Annotated in this window: 14 protein-coding genes; 3 read left to right on the top strand and 11 right to left on the bottom strand. The window is 65.6% G+C overall.

The genetic code is table 11. The features are described 5' to 3' along the window. Positions 1 to 68 precede the first annotated feature (68 nt). From P0M04_RS01105 to P0M04_RS01145, 9 genes are all read right to left on the bottom strand, one after another. Positions 69 to 1,859 (bottom strand): acyl-CoA dehydrogenase, encoded by a 1,791-nt coding sequence (locus P0M04_RS01105; RefSeq protein WP_259452332.1) that lies wholly within the window; start codon positions 1,857 to 1,859, stop codon positions 69 to 71. 90 nt (positions 1,860 to 1,949) lie between these two features. Further along, on the bottom strand, positions 1,950 to 2,882 hold the full coding sequence (locus tag P0M04_RS01110; protein WP_259452331.1) for an electron transfer flavoprotein subunit alpha/FixB family protein: 933 nt from the start codon (positions 2,880 to 2,882) through the stop codon (positions 1,950 to 1,952). A 16-nt stretch (positions 2,883 to 2,898) separates the two neighbouring features. After that, the gene (locus P0M04_RS01115; RefSeq protein WP_056129015.1) at positions 2,899 to 3,648 is read right to left on the bottom strand and encodes an electron transfer flavoprotein subunit beta/FixA family protein; all 750 of its coding nucleotides are present in this window, start codon (positions 3,646 to 3,648) and stop codon (positions 2,899 to 2,901) included. A gap of 203 nt (positions 3,649 to 3,851) precedes the next feature. Beyond that, positions 3,852 to 4,079, bottom strand: a complete 228-nt coding sequence (locus P0M04_RS01120) for a sulfurtransferase TusA family protein (RefSeq protein WP_036238555.1) — start codon at positions 4,077 to 4,079, stop codon at positions 3,852 to 3,854. A gap of 311 nt (positions 4,080 to 4,390) precedes the next feature. After that, positions 4,391 to 7,006: an alanine--tRNA ligase gene (gene alaS / locus P0M04_RS01125; RefSeq protein WP_259452330.1), complete on the bottom strand. Its 2,616-nt coding sequence runs from the start codon at positions 7,004 to 7,006 to the stop codon at positions 4,391 to 4,393. A 113-nt stretch (positions 7,007 to 7,119) separates the two neighbouring features. Then, on the bottom strand, positions 7,120 to 8,778 hold the full coding sequence (locus P0M04_RS01130) for a flagellinolysin (protein WP_259452329.1): 1,659 nt from the start codon (positions 8,776 to 8,778) through the stop codon (positions 7,120 to 7,122). A 69-nt stretch (positions 8,779 to 8,847) separates the two neighbouring features. After that, positions 8,848 to 9,600 carry a glycerophosphodiester phosphodiesterase gene (gene ugpQ / locus P0M04_RS01135; RefSeq protein WP_259452328.1) on the bottom strand — a complete coding sequence of 251 codons (753 nt, stop codon included), beginning with the start codon at positions 9,598 to 9,600 and terminating at the stop codon, positions 8,848 to 8,850. Positions 9,601 to 9,621: 21 nt separating this feature from the next. Beyond that, complete coding sequence (locus P0M04_RS01140; RefSeq protein ID WP_259452327.1) at positions 9,622 to 9,963, bottom strand: DUF1294 domain-containing protein; 342 nt, start codon at positions 9,961 to 9,963, stop codon at positions 9,622 to 9,624. A 52-nt stretch (positions 9,964 to 10,015) separates the two neighbouring features. Continuing rightward, positions 10,016 to 10,972: an alpha/beta fold hydrolase gene (locus P0M04_RS01145; RefSeq protein WP_259452326.1), complete on the bottom strand. Its 957-nt coding sequence runs from the start codon at positions 10,970 to 10,972 to the stop codon at positions 10,016 to 10,018. Between the two features lie 141 nt (positions 10,973 to 11,113). Here P0M04_RS01145 and P0M04_RS01150 point away from each other — a divergent pair, with 141 nt between their 5' ends. From P0M04_RS01150 to P0M04_RS01160, 3 genes are all read left to right on the top strand, one after another. Further along, entirely contained in the window at positions 11,114 to 11,632 is a 519-nt protein-coding gene (locus tag P0M04_RS01150; RefSeq protein ID WP_259452325.1) for a hypothetical protein, read from the top strand. A 55-nt stretch (positions 11,633 to 11,687) separates the two neighbouring features. Continuing rightward, on the top strand, positions 11,688 to 12,134 hold the full coding sequence (locus tag P0M04_RS01155) for a DUF3597 domain-containing protein (protein WP_259452324.1): 447 nt from the start codon (positions 11,688 to 11,690) through the stop codon (positions 12,132 to 12,134). Between the two features lie 248 nt (positions 12,135 to 12,382). Then, a complete protein-coding gene (locus P0M04_RS01160; protein ID WP_259452323.1) occupies positions 12,383 to 14,572 on the top strand; it encodes a glycoside hydrolase family 9 protein in 2,190 nt (729 codons plus the stop codon). A gap of 9 nt (positions 14,573 to 14,581) precedes the next feature. On the opposite strand, the gene P0M04_RS01165 is transcribed toward P0M04_RS01160, so the two are convergent. Both P0M04_RS01165 and trpS read right to left on the bottom strand, forming a co-directional pair. Then, on the bottom strand, positions 14,582 to 15,631 hold the full coding sequence (locus P0M04_RS01165) for a serine endopeptidase (RefSeq protein WP_259452322.1): 1,050 nt from the start codon (positions 15,629 to 15,631) through the stop codon (positions 14,582 to 14,584). A 125-nt stretch (positions 15,632 to 15,756) separates the two neighbouring features. Next, positions 15,757 to 16,779, bottom strand: a complete 1,023-nt coding sequence (gene trpS, locus P0M04_RS01170; RefSeq protein ID WP_259452321.1) for a tryptophan--tRNA ligase — start codon at positions 16,777 to 16,779, stop codon at positions 15,757 to 15,759. Positions 16,780 to 17,015 lie beyond the last annotated feature (236 nt).

The following is a 17,015-nucleotide window of genomic DNA, read 5'->3' on the forward strand; positions in this document are numbered from 1 at the left end:
AACAAATCGCCTGCTGCGGCCCATGAAAAAAGCGGCCCGCAGGCCGCTTCAGAAGCACATCCCCGTCGTCAGAACTGCTCGACGTCCAGCGCCAGCACGCCGGCACTGCCCGCCACGATCGCCTGGCGCAGGCCATCCGCCTGCGACAGCACGTGGTCGGCGAAGAAGCGCGCGGTGGCGATCTTGGCGCGGCAGAACGCCGCGTCGCCGTCGCCGGCATCCAGCTTCTGGCGGGCGACGAGGGCCGCACGCGCCATCTGCCAGCCGCCCAGCACGACGCCGGCCAGCTTCAGGTACAGGACGCTGCCCGCGAACACGGCGCGCGGGTCGCCTTTCGTGTTCGCCACGACGTAGTCGACGACCGCTTCCAGTGCGGCGCTGCCGGCCACCAGCTGCGCGCGGATGGCGGTAAAGTCCGCATCCTGCACGTCGGCCAGTTGCGCCTCGGTCGCACGTACCTGCGCCAGGATGGATTTCGCCACCGCGCCGCCGTCGCGCACCGTCTTGCGGCCCACGAGGTCATTGGCCTGGATCGCCGTCGTGCCTTCGTAGATCGTCAGGATCTTGGCGTCGCGGTAGTGCTGCGCCGCGCCCGTCTCCTCGATGAAGCCCATGCCGCCATGCACCTGCACGCCGTCGCGGGCGACGTTCTCGCTCATCTCCGTCGACCAGCCCTTGATGACCGGGACGAGGTATTCGTACACGGCCAGGTTGGCCTTGCGCGTCGCTTCATCCGGATGGCTGTGCGCCAGGTCGGACAGGCCGGCACCGACGTACGCCAGCGCGCGCGCCGCTTCCGTCTGTGCGCGCATCGACATCAGCATGCGGCGCACGTCCGGATGGTGGATGACGGCGACCGGACCTGCGGAACCTTCGACGGCGCGCGACTGCACGCGCTCCTTCGCGAACGCGACGGCCTGCTGGTACGCGCGCTCGGCGAGGCCGATGCCCTGCAGGCCGACGCCGAAACGGGCCGCGTTCATCATGATGAACATGTATTCGAGGCCGCGGTTCTCTTCGCCCACGAGCGTGCCGATCGCGCCGCCATGGTCGCCGAACTGCAGCACCGCGGTAGGGCTCGCCTTGATGCCCAGCTTGTGCTCGATCGACACGCAGTGCACGTCGTTACGCTCGCCCAGCGAACCGTCGTCATTGACCATGAACTTCGGCACGATGAACAGGGAGATGCCCTTCACGCCCGGGGGCGCGTCCGGCGTGCGCGCCAGCACGAGGTGGATGATGTTCTCGGCCATGTCGTGCTCACCGTAGGTGATGAAGATCTTGGTGCCGAAAATTTTATAAGTGCCATCGCCCTGCGGCACGGCGCGCGTGCGCACGGCGGCGAGGTCGGAACCGGCCTGCGGCTCCGTCAGGTTCATCGTGCCGGTCCACTTGCCGCTGATGAGCGGTTCGATGAAACGCGTCTTCTGCTCGGCGGTGCCGGCGGTCAGCAGCGCTTCGATGGCCCCGTCCGTCAGCAGGCCGACGAGGGCGAACGCGATGTTCGCGCTGTTGAGCATCTCGATGCACGGCGTCGCGACGAGCTTGGGCAGGCCCTGGCCGCCGAATTCGGCCGGGTGCTGGACGCCCTGCCAGCCGGCATCCGCGAAACCGCGGAACGCTTCCTTGAAGCCTTTCGACGTCGTGACCTGGCCGTCGTGCCAGTAGCTCGGCTCCTTGTCGCCCGGGTGATTCAGGGGAGCGACGACTTCGCCGCAGAACTTCGCGTTCTCTTCCAGCACGGCTTCGACGGTGTCGGGCGTTGCGTCTTCGCAGCCGGGCAGTTGATTGATCTCGGACAGGTTGGCCAGTTCGTTCACGACGAACAGCATGTCCTTCAGTGGGGCGTTATAGGTCACCGCAGTCTCCTAGTTTTCTCGATTTACGTATACGTCAATCGCCGGCCGCAAAAAAGGCGGGAGGGTTCCCGCCCTTGGGGTACGACGTGGTTAGCCCAGTTCTTTGACCAGGGCCGGCACGACTTCGAACAGGTCGCCCACGATGCCGTAGTCGGCCACCGAGAAGATCGGCGCTTCCGGATCCTTGTTGATGGCGACGATGGTTTTCGAATCCTTCATGCCGGCCAGGTGCTGGATCGCGCCCGAGATACCGACGGCGATGTACAGCTGCGGCGCGACGATCTTGCCGGTCTGGCCCACCTGCCAGTCGTTCGGCACGTAGCCCGCGTCGACGGCGGCGCGCGATGCGCCCATCGCGGCGCCCAGCTTGTCGGCCAGCGGCTCCAGGATCTTGAAGTTGTCGCCCGAGCCCATGCCGCGGCCGCCGGACACGACGACCTTGGCGCCGGTCAGTTCCGGACGGTCCGACTTGGCCAGCTCGCGGCCGACGAACGACGATTTGCCCGAGTCCGCGACGGCGGCGACGGTTTCGACGGCGGCCGAACCGCCTTCGCTTGCTGCGGCATCGAAGCCGGTGCCGCGCACGGTGATGACTTTCACGTTGTCGGTCGACTGCACGGTGGCGATGGCGTTACCGGCGTAGATCGGACGCTCGAACGTGTCGGGCGCGTCGACCTTGGTGATTTCCGAGATCTGGGCGACGTCCAGCTTGGCGGCCACGCGCGGCAGCACGTTCTTGCCGAAGGCCGAAGCCGGGGCCAGGATGTGCGAGTAGTTGCCTGCGACGGCCAGGATCTGCTCGGCGACGTTCTCGGCGAGGCCGTCGGCGAATTGCGGCGCGTCGGCGACCAGCACTTTCGCTACGCCCGCGACCTTGGCGGCCGCTTCCGCGACGGCGCCGCAACCGCTGCCGGCGACGAGGATGTGGACGTCACCGCCGCATTGCGCGGCTGCGGTGACGGTGTTCAGGGTGACAGCCTTCAGGTGGGCGTTGTCGTGTTCAGCAATGACGAGTGCGACCATGGATGAAATTCCTTAATTAGATGACTTTGGCTTCGGTGCGCAGCTTCGCAACGAGGGTCGCCACATCGGGCACTTTGACGCCGGCGGAACGCTTGGCCGGCTCGGCGACCTTGACGGTCTTCAGGCGCGGCGTGACGTCGACGCCCAGGTCTTCCGGCTTGACGGTCGTCAGCGGCTTTTTCTTGGCCTTCATGATGTTCGGCAGCGTGACGTAGCGCGGCTCGTTCAGGCGCAGGTCGGTGGTGACGATGGCCGGCAGGCTCAGCGCCACGGTTTCCAGGCCGCCGTCCACTTCGCGGGTCACGGTGACCTTGCCGTCTTCCAGCACGACTTTCGACGCGAACGTCGCCTGCGGCCAGCCCAGCAGCGCAGCCAGCATCTGGCCGGTCTGGTTCGAATCGTCGTCGATCGCCTGCTTGCCCAGGATGATCAGCTGCGGCTGCTCTTCGACGGCCAGCGCCTTCAGTACCTTGGCAACGCCCAGCGGCTCGATCTCGGCACCGGTCTCGACCAGCACGCCGCGGTCGGCGCCGATCGCCATCGCGGTACGCAGGGTTTCCTGGGCCTGGGCCACGCCGCAGGTCACGGCCACGATCTCGGTGACCTTGCCGGCTTCCTTCAGGCGCGTGGCTTCTTCCACCGCGATCTCGTCGAACGGGTTCATCGACATCTTGACGTTGGCGATATCGACGCCGCTGCCGTCGGACTTGACGCGGACCTTGACGTTGTAGTCGACCACGCGTTTGACGGGTACCAGGACTTTCATAGTGTGCCTTTGAAAAATGGGTGAAAGACTAAAAATGATCCGAATTATAAAAGCAAATTCCGTTCAGGTCAGAATTAAAGCACGATCGTGCGTTTTTCGGTTAGAGGAAATGCCCTAATCGTACTTGATTGTGCGTTGACGGGTTTCCTTACGGGTGAGGTATGGGATGCCCGGCGGACCGGGCGATCAGGGGAAGGCTGTGGTTATTTCCGGCGCAGCCAGAACGTGAATTCGCCGTTGATGTGGGTGTGCGCCAGCAGGGCATTGCCCGTCTGCTTGGCGAATGCCTGGAAGTCGCGTACCGAACCGGTGTCGGTGGCGACGATGCGCAGCACCTCGCCACTGGCCAGTTCCGCGAGGGCCTTCTTGGCCTTGAGGATCGGCAGCGGGCAATTCAAGCCACGCGCATCCAGGTCCTTCTGGACCTCGATGGTGCCGGTGTCGATTATGGTTTCGCTCATCGATTGCCTGCTAGTTGGTAGGGCATGGCCCCGATAGTACTCCAATTAGCCCATTATGACGCGCCGCACCAAAATTTGGTATCCGTGTTGCGTTGTAACAACGGCAATTACTTGACAGGCAGATAGAGATTCGATGGGGACGACCGAATTGGAGGGATGTAGGGCGGCGGTTTGCCGCCCTTATGTTCAACCGAAACTACCGTTGATTCAGCTCAAATCATACGCAGATTGAGCACATGTGCCACCACAACGAGAACATTGCGGCGGCACGGTTACAACGGTTACGCAGACACGCGCTCGCCGACCCAGCCGGCAACGCCCGCCAGCGCCTGCGGCAGCGCGGCAGGATCGGTACCGCCCGCCTGGGCCATGTCCGGACGGCCGCCGCCCTTGCCGCCCACCTGCTTGGCGACGAAGTTGACGAGATCGCCCGCCTTGACCCTGGACGTCGCGTCAGCGGTGACGCCGGCGATCAGGCTGACCTTGCCCTCCAGCACAGACGCCAGCACGATGGCGGCCGTTCCGAGCTTGTCCTTCAGCTTGTCCATCGTTTCGCGCAGGCCCGCGACGTCGGCGCCTTCCATCGTGGCGGCCAGCACCTTGATGCCGTTCACGTCGATGGCCTTCGTCACCAGCTCGTCGCCCTGGCCCGCAGCCAGCTTCGACTTCAGCGCGGCGATTTCCTTCTCCAGCGACTTGACCTGGTCCTGCACCTGGGCGATGCGCGACGGCAGCTCGTCCGGGCTCGTCTTCAGCGCGCCGGCTGCTTCATTCAGCTTGCGGTTGATCGATTGCACCAGAGCCAGAGCACCCTCGCCCGTCACGGCTTCCACGCGGCGGATGCCGGCGGCCACGCCCGATTCGGACACGATCTTGAACAGGCCGATGTCGCCCGTGCGGGTGACGTGCACGCCGCCGCACAGTTCCTTCGAGGAGCCGATGTCCAGCACGCGCACGGTGTCGCCGTATTTCTCGCCGAACAGAGCCATGGCGCCATGCTTGATCGCGTCGTCCATCGACATGTGCTGGGCCTGGGTCGCGTGATTCTCGAGAATTTCGCGATTCACGATGGTTTCCACCTGGGCGATCTGTTCCGCCGTCAGCGGGGCGTTGTGGCTGAAGTCGAAGCGGGTCTTGTCCGGATCGACCAGCGAGCCCTTCTGCTGCACGTGGCCGCCCAGCACTTCGCGCAGGGCCTTGTGCATCAGGTGCGTCGCCGAGTGGTTGCGGATGGTGCGGGCGCGCTTCACCTCATCGACTTGCGCGTCGACCATGTCGCCGACTTTCAGCGAGCCCGACTGCAGCACGCCGTGGTGGCCGAACACTTCCGCCTGGATCTTCAGCGTGTCTTCCACTTCGAACACGCCGCCCTGCGCTTTCAGCAGGCCCTTGTCGCCCACCTGGCCGCCGGACTCGGCGTAGAACGGGGTCGTGTCCAGCACGACGATGCCGTCCTGGCCCGCCTTCAGTTCCTGCACGGGCGCGCCGCCCGCGTACAGCGCGAGCACGCGGCTGTTGTGCACGAGGGCGTCGTAGCCGACGAAGGTCGTCTTCTCGCCCGAATACTCCACGTTGGCGGCCATCTTGAACTTGCCGGCGGCGCGGGCGGTCTTCTTCTGCTGCTCCATGGCGGCAGCGAAGCCTTCCTCGTCCAGCTTGATGCCGCGCTCGCGGCAGATGTCCGCGGTCAGGTCCAGCGGGAAGCCGTAGGTGTCGTACAGGGTGAACGCGGTGCCGCCGTCCAGGTTCTGCGGATCCTTGGCCAGCTGCGCTTCCAGGATCTTCATGCCGTGCTCGAGGGTCTCGCCGAAGCGCTCTTCCTCGGCCTTCAGGGTCTGCATCACGCGCTCTTTGGCGTCGTGCAGTTCCGGGTACGCGGCGCCCATCTCGATGTCAAGGTCTTCCACGAGCTTGTAGAAGAACGGCTTGGTCTGGCCCAGCTTGTGGCCATGACGCAGCGCGCGGCGGATGATGCGGCGCAGGACGTAGCCGTGGCCTTCGCTGCTCGGGATGATGCCGTCGACGATCATGAAGCTCGCTGCGCGGATGTGGTCGGCGATGACCTTCAGCGAGTTGTTCGCGAGGTCGGTCGCGCCGGTTTCGCGGGCGGCGGCCTTGATCAGGTTCTGGAACAGGTCGATCTCGTAGTTCGAGTGCACGTGCTGCAGCACGGCAGCCAGGCGCTCCAGGCCCATGCCGGTGTCGATCGACGGCTTCGGCAGCGGGGTCAGGACGCCCTGTTCATCGCGGTTGAACTGCATAAACACGAGGTTCCAGATCTCGATGAAGCGGTCGCCGTCTTCTTCCGGCGAGCCCGGAGGACCGCCCCAGATCTCGGCGCCGTGGTCGTAGAAGATTTCCGTGCACGGACCGCAGGGGCCGGTGTCGGCCATCTGCCAGAAGTTGTCCGATGCGTAGCGCGCGCCCTTGTTGTCGCCGATGCGGATGATGCGCTCGGTCGGCACGCCGATCTCATTGGCCCAGATGCCGTACGCCTCGTCGTCCTCGAAGTAGACGGTGATGGTCAGCTTTTCTGCCGGCAGGTTATAGACCTTGGTCAGCAGTTCCCAGGCAAAGTGGATGGCGTCGCGCTTGAAGTAATCGCCGAAGCTGAAATTGCCCAGCATTTCGAAGAACGTGTGGTGGCGCGCGGTGTAGCCGACGTTTTCCAGGTCGTTGTGCTTGCCGCCGGCACGCACGCAGCGCTGCACGGTGGTGGCGCGCTTGTACGGACGCGTATCCAGGCCCAGGAACACGTCCTTGAACTGCACCATGCCGCTGTTGGTCAACAACATCGTCGGGTCGTTGCCCGGCACGAGCGGGCTGGAGCGGACGATCGTGTGGCCTTTGGACTCAAAGAACTTGAGAAACTTTTCGCGTATTTCGGTGGATTTCATGTCGTAGGGGCGGATTTAGGCAGCTTGCTATATAAAGAAAATCGATTATAGCGTAGCTGTCGACGGTAAATCGCATCCGCGACATTCGGCGTTGCAGAAACGGCAACAATGATTCAGCGCAGCAGGGCCAGCACCGCCCTTGGCTCCCCGTTCGCCTGCGTCAGCATGGCCGACGCCGCCTGCTGCAGGATCTGGACGCGCGTCAGCCGGACCGTGGCCCCGGCATAGTCGACGTCTTCGATACGGCTGCGCGCCGCCTCCAGGTTCATCGACGCCGTCTGGGTGTTGCTGGCCGCAAGGTCCATGCGGTTGCTGTAGGCGCCTACCTGTACCCGTTGCCCGGTGACGGACGCGAGCGCGTCGTCGATGTGCAGCAGCGCCACCGCCGTGTTGTGCATGTCCAGGTCCGCGAGGCCCAGCGCGCCGGCGTTGACGGCCGAGAACTCCATGTTGACCAGGTCGCCGGCGGAGGCGCCGACCTGGATCTGCACCCGGCGTATGGCCTCGCCCTGGCCGCCGATGTTCGGATACTCGACCTTGAAGTTGCGCAGCGGCTGTGCCGCAGTGCCAAAGCCGGCTTCCGGGACGACGCCCCGCGCGTCGCGCGACGGGCCACCGTCCGCATCCAGGCCGCCGATCGCGCCCGTGTCGGCATTCGTCAGGTCCATGCCCGCGATGAAGCTGGCACCATGGGCCGCGAAATCCGTCATGAAATCGCCGATGTCCTGGTACTGCCCGCCCGTGACCGCGTTCAGCGCCGTGTCCAGGTCTGCCGACCGGTGCTGGCTCAGGTACGTCATCAGGCCCTTCATGCCGCCGTCGACACCCATCGATTTCAACTGGTCGTGCAGGTAGCGCGACGCGACGTAGCCGCCTTCGTAGCTGAAGCCGCCGCCCGTGATCGTGTCGACGATGCCCTGCGCCGTCTGGCCGCCCGCCAGCGCGCCGGCCAGGCGCTCGTCCGCGCCATGGATCAGCTCGGCCGTGCCTTCGGTGAACCACTGCGGGAAATTGAAACTGGTCGAGCGCAGCATGATCGCGTGCACCATCTCGTGCGCGATGACGCGGTCGTCGTACACCGGACCGGTGCCGCCGTCGGGCGTGCTCATGTCGCTGAAGTCGGCCATGTCGACGTTCAGCGTGACGTCGCTGCCGGGCGCCGTCGACCCCGTCACGGAGGCAAGCACGCCGCTGGCGCCATCCGTCGTGTCGAGGTTGATCTTCAGGGTCACGCCGTCGCCCTGCAGGCCGTAATACTGCTGGACCATGTCTTCGGCGGCGCTCAGCCAGCCCGCCTTGAGGCTGTCCAGCACGGCACGCTTGCGCTTGTCCTCGTTGCCGTTCGTAGCGTCCGGAGAAAAGATTGCCTGGCCATTGAACGTGGCGCCATTTCCCGTTTGCGTGATCTGGGCGAGGATCTGGTTCGCCTCCGCCTGCAAGGTGTCGCGGTCGCTGTCCGTGTACGACCCGTTGCCGGATGCCACGGCCAGTTCGCGCAGGCGCTGCAGGTTGTCGGTGATGTTCGACAACGCGCTGTCCGCCACCTGCAGCATCGACGTCGCATCGTTGATGCTGCGCATGGCCTGGCGCATCCCCGTCAGTTGCGACCTCATGCGTCCAACCACGGCCTGGCCGGCCGGATCGTCAGCGGCATTTTCGATACGCGCGGACGAGCCGAGACGCGCGACGAGACGGGTCGCCTCGTTCGTGTGCTCCGCCAGCTTGCGCTGCGCATGCAGGGACAGGGATTGATTGTTGATCGATAATGACATAGGGCCGTGACCGGTAGCCGAATGTCATTAACGACAAGTCATTACAATTCTTGAGGGAAAATTTTTCGGCTAAGCAAAATCAGGCGGGATCAGGTCGATCCGGTCCGTGCACAACCCGTCCACGCCCCAGCCGAACAGCTGGCGCGCACGCGCCGGCACATTGACCGTGTAGCAGAACAGGCCGAAGCCGGCCGCTTTTACCTGCGCGGCCGCGGCCGCCGTCAGGCGCGTGTGGTCGGTATGGATGGCGACGGCGTCCAGCGCCCGCGCACGGGCTTCCCAATCCGGCGGCAGCGCCTCCACCAGCCAGGCGCGCGGGACCTGGGGCGCGGCGTCCCGCGCGGCCGCCAGCGCGGTCGCGCTGAACGAGGACAGCAGCGGGACCTGCTCTACCCTGCCCGCGGCGATCTCGTCGGCGAACAGGGCCGCCGTCAGGCGCGCGACCACGCTGCCGGTCTCGTCCTCATGGCCGGGCACGGGCTTGATCTCGACGTTCATCCACACGCCGTGGGCCTTGCAATACTGCGCGAATTCGACGAACAGGGGCACCGGCTCGCCCTCGTATTCCGGCCCGAACCACGAGCCCGCATCGCGGGCGGCGAGGTCGAGCGCATCGATGTCCGCCACCGATCCCGTCCCGGCCACCGTGCGGCCCAGCCTGGGGTCGTGCAGCACGACGGGGACGCCGTCGCGCGCCAGCATGACGTCGAATTCGATGGCGCGGAAACCCGCGTCCATGCCGCGGCGCAGCCCGGCCACCGTGTTTTCGGGCGCGAGCGTGCCGCCGCCGCGGTGCGCCAGGATCCTGGGATAAGGCCACATGATGACTCCTCGTGAACGAATTCAGGCCGGCGCCAGCGCGCGCGCCAGCCAGCAGAAACCGGCCAGGTTGAGGCCGACGGTCAGCCAGAACCCCTGCCGGAACGGCCGTTTGACAGTCTTGTGCCGCAACCACTGCTGCGCCAGCAAGCCGCCCGGCCAGCCGCCGGCGAGGCCCAGCAACAGCAGATGACGCTCGGGCGTGCGCCGGTCGCCGCGCCGCGCGGCCGCCTTGTCGCGCGCATACAGCGCGAAACAGGCGACGCTCGCGAGCGCATACGCGACGCCCACCGCGGCCGGCAGGCCGAAGGCCAGCGCGGCATAGGCATACAGCGCAAAGAACAGGAGCAGCGGCGAATACGTCATGGCGCCAGCTTACGCGCCGGCGGCGCGGGTGTCCACCGGGCAAGTTCGGCCGTCAGGGCGTCGCGAGGAAGTCCGTGACGTCGCGCGTGAAGCGCTCGGGCGCATCGAGGTACAGGAAGTGGCCGGCGCCCGGATATTCGACGACGCGCGCGTGCGGCAACGCCTGGCCCAGCGCGCGCTGCGCCGGCAGGCCGATCGCATGGTCTTCGGCGCCGGCCATGACGAGCGCGGGCATCGTCACACGTTCCGGATGGGCGAAGCGGTACGTCGTGAACCCGCCGCCGAACAGCGCGTTGCCGATTTCGCCCGTGTTGCGCAGGCCGCTCTTCGCATCGATCGCATCCTGGCGCTTGCTGATCGACAGGTCCGGGAACATCACCTCGTCGTTGACGCGCTGGTGCAGGTCCGGGCCGACCGTGTTGAACGCATAGAAGCACGCGTCAGGCGACTCGTTGCGCACCTTCGCATCGGCGCGCGCCTTGTCGAGCCGGTCGCCGTAGTGGCGGGCGATGTAGTCGACGCGCGCCGTGCACGCGGCCGGGATGTCCGATGCGGCGCTCACCAGCACCACCTTTGCCACGTGTTCAGGATGCTTCGCTGCGTACTCGAGCGCCAGCGTGCCGCCGAACGAATGGCCCATCAGCGCGAGCTTGTCCACGCCGAGCGTCTTGCGCAGCGCCTCGATGTCGTCGACGAGGGCGGCGATCGAATACTCGCCGCGCCAGGGGCGCTCGGAGCGGCCGCTGCCGCGCTGGTCGAGGTAGATCACCTGGAGTTTTTTCTCCAGCGCCGGACCGGCCTGGGCCTCGAAGCTGTAGCTGTTGTAGCCGGGACCGCCGTGCAGGAACAGCAGCGGCGGCGCGCCCTTCGCGCCGTGGCCGGCGACCTTGTACCACAGGCGGACGTCGCCTACGACGACCTGGTGTTCGCCGGGTTGCATGGCGCCCGCGTTGGCGGCCGAGGCGGAGGTGCACAGGAGGGCAGCGGCGAGCGCGGCCGATCGGATCATGACGGACATAGTCTCCCTTCATTGTTTTATTTATGAAATGCAATTCGGATTATAGATGCCACCCGTCCGTTAGCGAACGTACGGAGGGATCGTGCTGGAACGTCTACCCTTGCGCTTCGAGGTTTCAACGCGGAGAACATCATGAGCTTTGATTTGGGCAACCTGTTGCAGCAATACCTGGGCGGTGCCAACCCGAACGTCAATCCGGCGCAGGCCGAAAACGATTTCGACCACGTCGCGCAGAACGTGCCGCGCGCCACCGTCGCGCAAGGCGTGACGCAGGCGCTGCGCTCGGACCAGACGCCCCCGTTTTCGCAGATGGTCGGCCAGCTGTTTGGCAACAGCAATCCCGACCAGCGCGCCGGCATGCTGAACCAGCTGCTGGCCAATATTGGCCCTTCCGTGCTCGCGTCCGTCGCGGGCGGCTCGCTCGGCAACCTGCTCGGCGCCGACCAGGCCCGGGTGTCCCCGGAGCAGGCGAGCCAGGTGTCGCCGGAACAGGTGCAGGAACTGGCCGCCAAGGCCGAGCAGCAGAATCCCGGCATCGTCGAACGCATGGGCGACTTCTATGCCGAACACCCGACCCTGGTCAAGGCCATCGGCGGCGCCGCGCTGGCGATCGCGCTCGGCCACATGGCCCAGGGCATGCAGCGCCACTGACAGCGTCACTGACAGCGTCAATGAGCGCATCCACCAACATCGAGAAGGAGTCGACATGGGTATCCTGAGCAATATCTTCCACAAAATCTTCCCGGGTTCGCATCCCGCCGCGCAGAACAGCAGCCAGGCGGCCCCGGGCGCCCAGCAGCGCGCGCCGCAGCCGACGCAACCACCCGCACAGCAGCCCGCGCAACAACCGCAGGCCGCGCCCGCGGCAAGCGCACCGGCAGCCGCACCGATGCAGCAGGTCGACGTGGAAGCCGTCCTGAACGGGATGCAGCAGCAATCCGGCCAGCAGCTGAACTGGCGCACGTCCATCGTCGACCTGCTCAAGCTGCTGGGCCTCGATTCCAGCCTGCAGGCACGCAAGGAACTGGCTGCCGAGCTGAACTATTCGGGCGACACCAGCGACTCGGCCAGCATGAACATCTGGCTGCACCGCCAGGTCATGAACAAGCTGGCGGCAAACGGCGGCAAGGTGCCGGCCGACCTCAAGGACTAACCGCTTCACCCCTCCCTTCCCGCCGGCGGCGTCCATGCCGTCGGCGAATTTCATACCGCAGGTTGATGGTTTTCGGTCTGGCGAGGCCGCGACGGCACTCGCATAATCAGCTCATACATACATCCCCGATGTCGCATCACACGCTGCATTCAGCGGCTTCAACGACGGCCGGCCGTTGAAGCCCGGCCCGCCCACGCCTGAACGGGACGGGCCCGACGAGCCCGGCCTACATCAAAAAGAGAAAAACGATGGAGATCAAGAAGAGCGTACTGCTGACACTGGCAGCACTGAGCGCACCCGCATGGGCGCAGACGTGCCAGCCCAGTACCACCACCCCGTACCTCAACATCAACGGCACGACCTCATGGGCAGTGACGTCGTCGCTCGCCCTGAACACCGGCTCGACGGTCGTCCTCGGGCCGCAACCGGCATCCGGCGGCACGTGGGCGTGGAGCGGTTGCGGCACGTCGGGCTCGGCGCGCGAGCAGACCATCAAGCTCACCAATACGGGCACCAGCGCCACCACCTGCACGGCCACGGCCACGTACACGAACAGCTGCGGCGCCAAGTCGACCCAGCAGTACAACTTCACGATCTGGCCGGCCATGGCGGCCAATGCCGGCAAGTACATCATGGTCGACCAGTTCGGCTACCTGACCAACGCGCGCAAGGTGGCAGTGCTGCGCATGCCGCGCACCGGCTACGACGCCAACAGCCCCCAGTTCTGGCCCCAGCAGGTCAGCGTGGTGAACTCGGCCACCGGGCAGGAGGTGTACAAATGGTGGCCCACGGAATGGAACACCCGCGCGACCGATCCGTCGTCGGGCGACCAGGTCTGGCATTTCGATTTCAGCCAGATCACCACGCCGGGCACGTATGAAATCGTCGACCAGGGCGGCCAGCGCTCGGCCCGCTTCGAGATCGGCGACAACGTCTACCGCAACGTGCTGATCCAGGCCGTGCGCATGTTTTATTACCAGCGCCTGGGCCAGGCCCGCACCGCGAACAACGCCGGCCTGAACTGGGCTGACGGCGCCAGCAACCTCGGACCGGGCCAGGATTCGCAGGCACGGCGCTTCCTCGATGCCGGCAACGCCGCCACGGCGCGCGACCTGCGCGGCGGCTGGGCCGACGCGGGCGACTTCAACAAGTACACGAGCTGGGCGGCCGGCTATGCACAGGAACTGATGGACGCCTACGTCCAGAATCCGACCGTGTTCACCGACGATTTCAATCTTCCGGAATCGTGGAACGGCATCCCGGACATCCTCGACGAAGCGAAGTGGGGCCTGGACTGGATGAAACGCATGCAGAACAGCGACGGCTCGGTGCTGTCGGTTGTCGGCGTCGTGGGTGCGAGCCCGCCGTCCTCGTCCACCGGCCCCAGCTACTACGGCGACGCCAGCACGACGGCCACGCTTGCGACCGCCGCCGCCTTCGCGGAAGGCGCCAAGGTCTTGGGCAGCCTGAACAACGCAGCGCTGAACACGTATGCGGCCGACCTGCTGACGCGCGCGAAAAACGCCTGGAACTGGGCGCAGGCCAATCCCAACGTCCTGTTCTACAACAACGACGCGAACCACGGCACCCAGGGGCTCGCCGTCGGCCAGCAGGAAACCGACGACAACGGACGCAAGTCGCTGAAACTGATGGCGGCCGTCCGGCTGTTCGCCGCCACCGGCGATGCGACGTACAAGAACTACGTCGACGCGAACTACACCAGCGCGGCGATGTTCAGGGACTGGAACCTGTCCGGCTTCAGCGCCGGCGACGCCCGCAACCTGCTGTACTACGCGTCGCTGCCGAACGCGACGCCCACCGTGGCCGCCGCGATCCGCACGCAATTCCTCGACCTGTGGGGCCGCGCCGACTACGACGGCTGGGGCAAGGTCGATGCACAGACCGACCCGTACCGCGCCTACATCGGCTCGTACACCTGGGCCAGCAACGCGGTCAAGGCCAACGCCGGCTCGCTGTTCGCGGAAGAAAGCTATTACGGGATCAGCCGTCACACGGCCGAGCAGGATGCCAACGTCGCGGCCGACTACGTGCACTACATGCACGGCGTGAACCCGCTGGGCAAGGTCTACCTGTCCAATATGTACAGCTTCGGGGCGGAGAATTCCGTCAACCGGCTGTGGCACAGCTGGTTCACGCAGGGCACGCCGTGGAACGACGCCAAGCAGTCGCCGTACGGCCCGGCGCCGGGCTACCTGGCGGGCGGCCCGGCCGGCACGCAGTACAACTGGGACAGCAGGTGCCCGGGCGTGTCGCCGCAATGCGGCTCGGCGCCGCCGGCCCCGCCGTATGGCCAACCGTCGCAGAAGACCTATCTCGACTTCAACGACGGCTGGCCGCTGAACTCGTGGTCTGTCAGCGAGCCTTCGAACGGTTACCAGACGGCGTACATCCGCCTGCTGGCCCGCTTCGTGAAGTAAGCACCCCGCTCAGTCCGCAAGGCTGAGGTTGGCCGGCGTGCCGCACGAAAAGCAGTAGCGCGTGAAAGCGTTCTTGCGCGTCGTGCACGCCGGGCAGCGGTCGAACAGGCCGATGCCGCAGTGCGGGCAATGGGCGAGGTGTTCGTCCTTGAAATTCGTCGCGCGCTCGCACGACGGGCACACGTTCTTGGCGATGCGTTCCATCGCCACGTCGTAGCGCATCGTCGTGCGGCGCTCCGCGTCCGGCATCGCTTCGGCGGCGCGCTGGCGTTCCAGCCACGCGTGCAGCCAGCGGATGGCGTAGCGGCCGACGACGACTGTCACCACGATGCCCACGCCGTAGCGCACGTAGCCGCCGTAGCTGGGCAGGTACGGCACCAGCTCGACGAAGAACGCGAACAGCGCGAAGAAAATGAAGCCCCACGTGAACGGCCAGTACGTGCCGTTGCGCTTGTACTTGAACAGCCAGCCCGCCACCAGCAGCAGCGGCAGGGTCACCCCGAGACGGATCAGGAAGACCTTGCGCGCGGCGCGGCGTGCAGCGTCGTTCGACGCGTCACGGGCCGGTTCCAGCAGCGCCTCGTAGGCCGCCTCGGCCTTCTGCTGGGCTTGCTTGGCGTCGAGTTCGATCTGCTCCTGGGCCTGGACCGCGGCGAGCGTCGCGCGTTCCGCCGCCACGAGCTTGTCCAGCTCCCGGTTGCGGGCGATCAGTTCCGTGTCCTGGTCGGGGCGCGCCGTCACGTGGCGCGTCGCGATCCAGTTCTCGAACGCGTCGCGCGCGCTCTTCGTGTTGGCCTGCGCCACGCGATGTTTCTGCCGGGCCTGCTCCAGCGCCGCGTCCGCCTCTTCGCGAGTCTGCTGCGCCTGCTCGGCCGCGGCCCGCAGTGGGCCCGCCTTCGCGGGATCGAGAAATTGTTCGGCTGGCGGCACGGGCTCCAGGTACATCACGTTGTCGACGACCTGGTTGCCGAGTCCGATCAGGAATCCGGCGAAGACGAACGCGACGAGCCACAGTGCCCGACGCATCCATTGTTCGGTCCAACGCAAACCCTTGCTCATGGTGCGGCTCCTTCATCGATGGCGAAAGCCGCAGCTTGCCATCGATACATGGAACCGACCATCAGAAAGCGCAAGGCGGTCACCTTGCGCTACCTCAAAGCGCGTTTTCTGCTACCCGACGTGGGTTAGAAGTAGGACAATCCGAGGGCCTTGCGCACCTCGTCCGTCGTGCGCGCCGCCACTTCACGCGCCTTTATCGTGCCTTCCTTGAGGATCTGCATGACCTGGCCCTTGTCCTTGGCCAGTTCCTCGCGGCGGGCGCGGATCGGCGCCAGCATGTCCTGCAGGATGCCTTCCAGGCGCTTCTTGACGACGGAATCGCCCAGGCCGCCGCGCTGGTAATGCGCCTTCATCTCGGCGAGGCCTTCCTTGTCGGTGTCGAACGCGTCGAGGTAGAGGAACGCGACGTTGCCTTCCAGGTGGCCCGGGTCGGACACCTTCAGGTGCAGCGGGTCCGTGTAGACCATCTTGACGGCGGCGCGGATCTCGTCGGCGGACGCGCCCAGGTTGATGGTGTTGCCCAGCGACTTGCTCATCTTGGCCTTGCCGTCGATGCCCGGCAGGCGGCCCACTTCCGGCACGATCGCCTTGCACTCGACGAGGATGTCGCGACCGGCGTTGCGATTGAACTTGCGCACGATCTCGTTGCACTGCTCGATCATCGGGATCTGATCTTCGCCAACCGGCACGATGGTCGCCTTGAACGCGCTGATGTCGGCGGCCTGGCTCGCCGGATACGTGAGGAAGCCGGCCGGGATGTCGCGCTCGAAGCCGCGCAAGATGATTTCCTGCTTGACGGTCGGGTTGCGCTCGAGGCGCGCGACGGTCACCAGGTTCAGGTAATAAAAGGTCAGCTCGGCCAGTTCCGGGATCTGCGACTGGATCAGGATGGTCGATTTGGCGGGGTCGATCCCTACGGCAAGGTAATCGAGCGCCACCTCGATCACGTTCCGGTGTACCTTACCGATATCATCCATGTTGTCCGTGAGCGCCTGGGCGTCCGCGAGCATGATGAACTGGCGATATTGGTCCTGGTAAGTGACGCGATTGCGCAGGCTGCCGACGAAGTGGCCGAGGTGCAGCGGCCCGGTGGGACGGTCGCCGGTGAGGATGATGGGCGTGGTAGCGGTAGGGGTTTGCAGACTCATCGAGTTTTCCTTGGGTGTTTAACCGCCCTGCCTCGATCCTGCTGCGCCAACAAAAACGCCACCTTGGAATCGAGGCGGCGTTTCGGAATACCTATCCAATTCACTGGCCGCGCGCAATCAGCGGCGCCACCAGGTGAGAACAGGATGTGGATACGAAAAATTCATGGATGGCATGGTTGCAGGTTGACGCGTCGCTGTCAACCGCCACCGCTCGAAAGCCAAAACGCTTCCCCGAC

The organism is Telluria mixta, assembly GCF_029223865.1.
GTDB classification, from domain to species: Bacteria; Pseudomonadota; Gammaproteobacteria; order Burkholderiales; family Burkholderiaceae_D; genus Telluria; species Telluria mixta.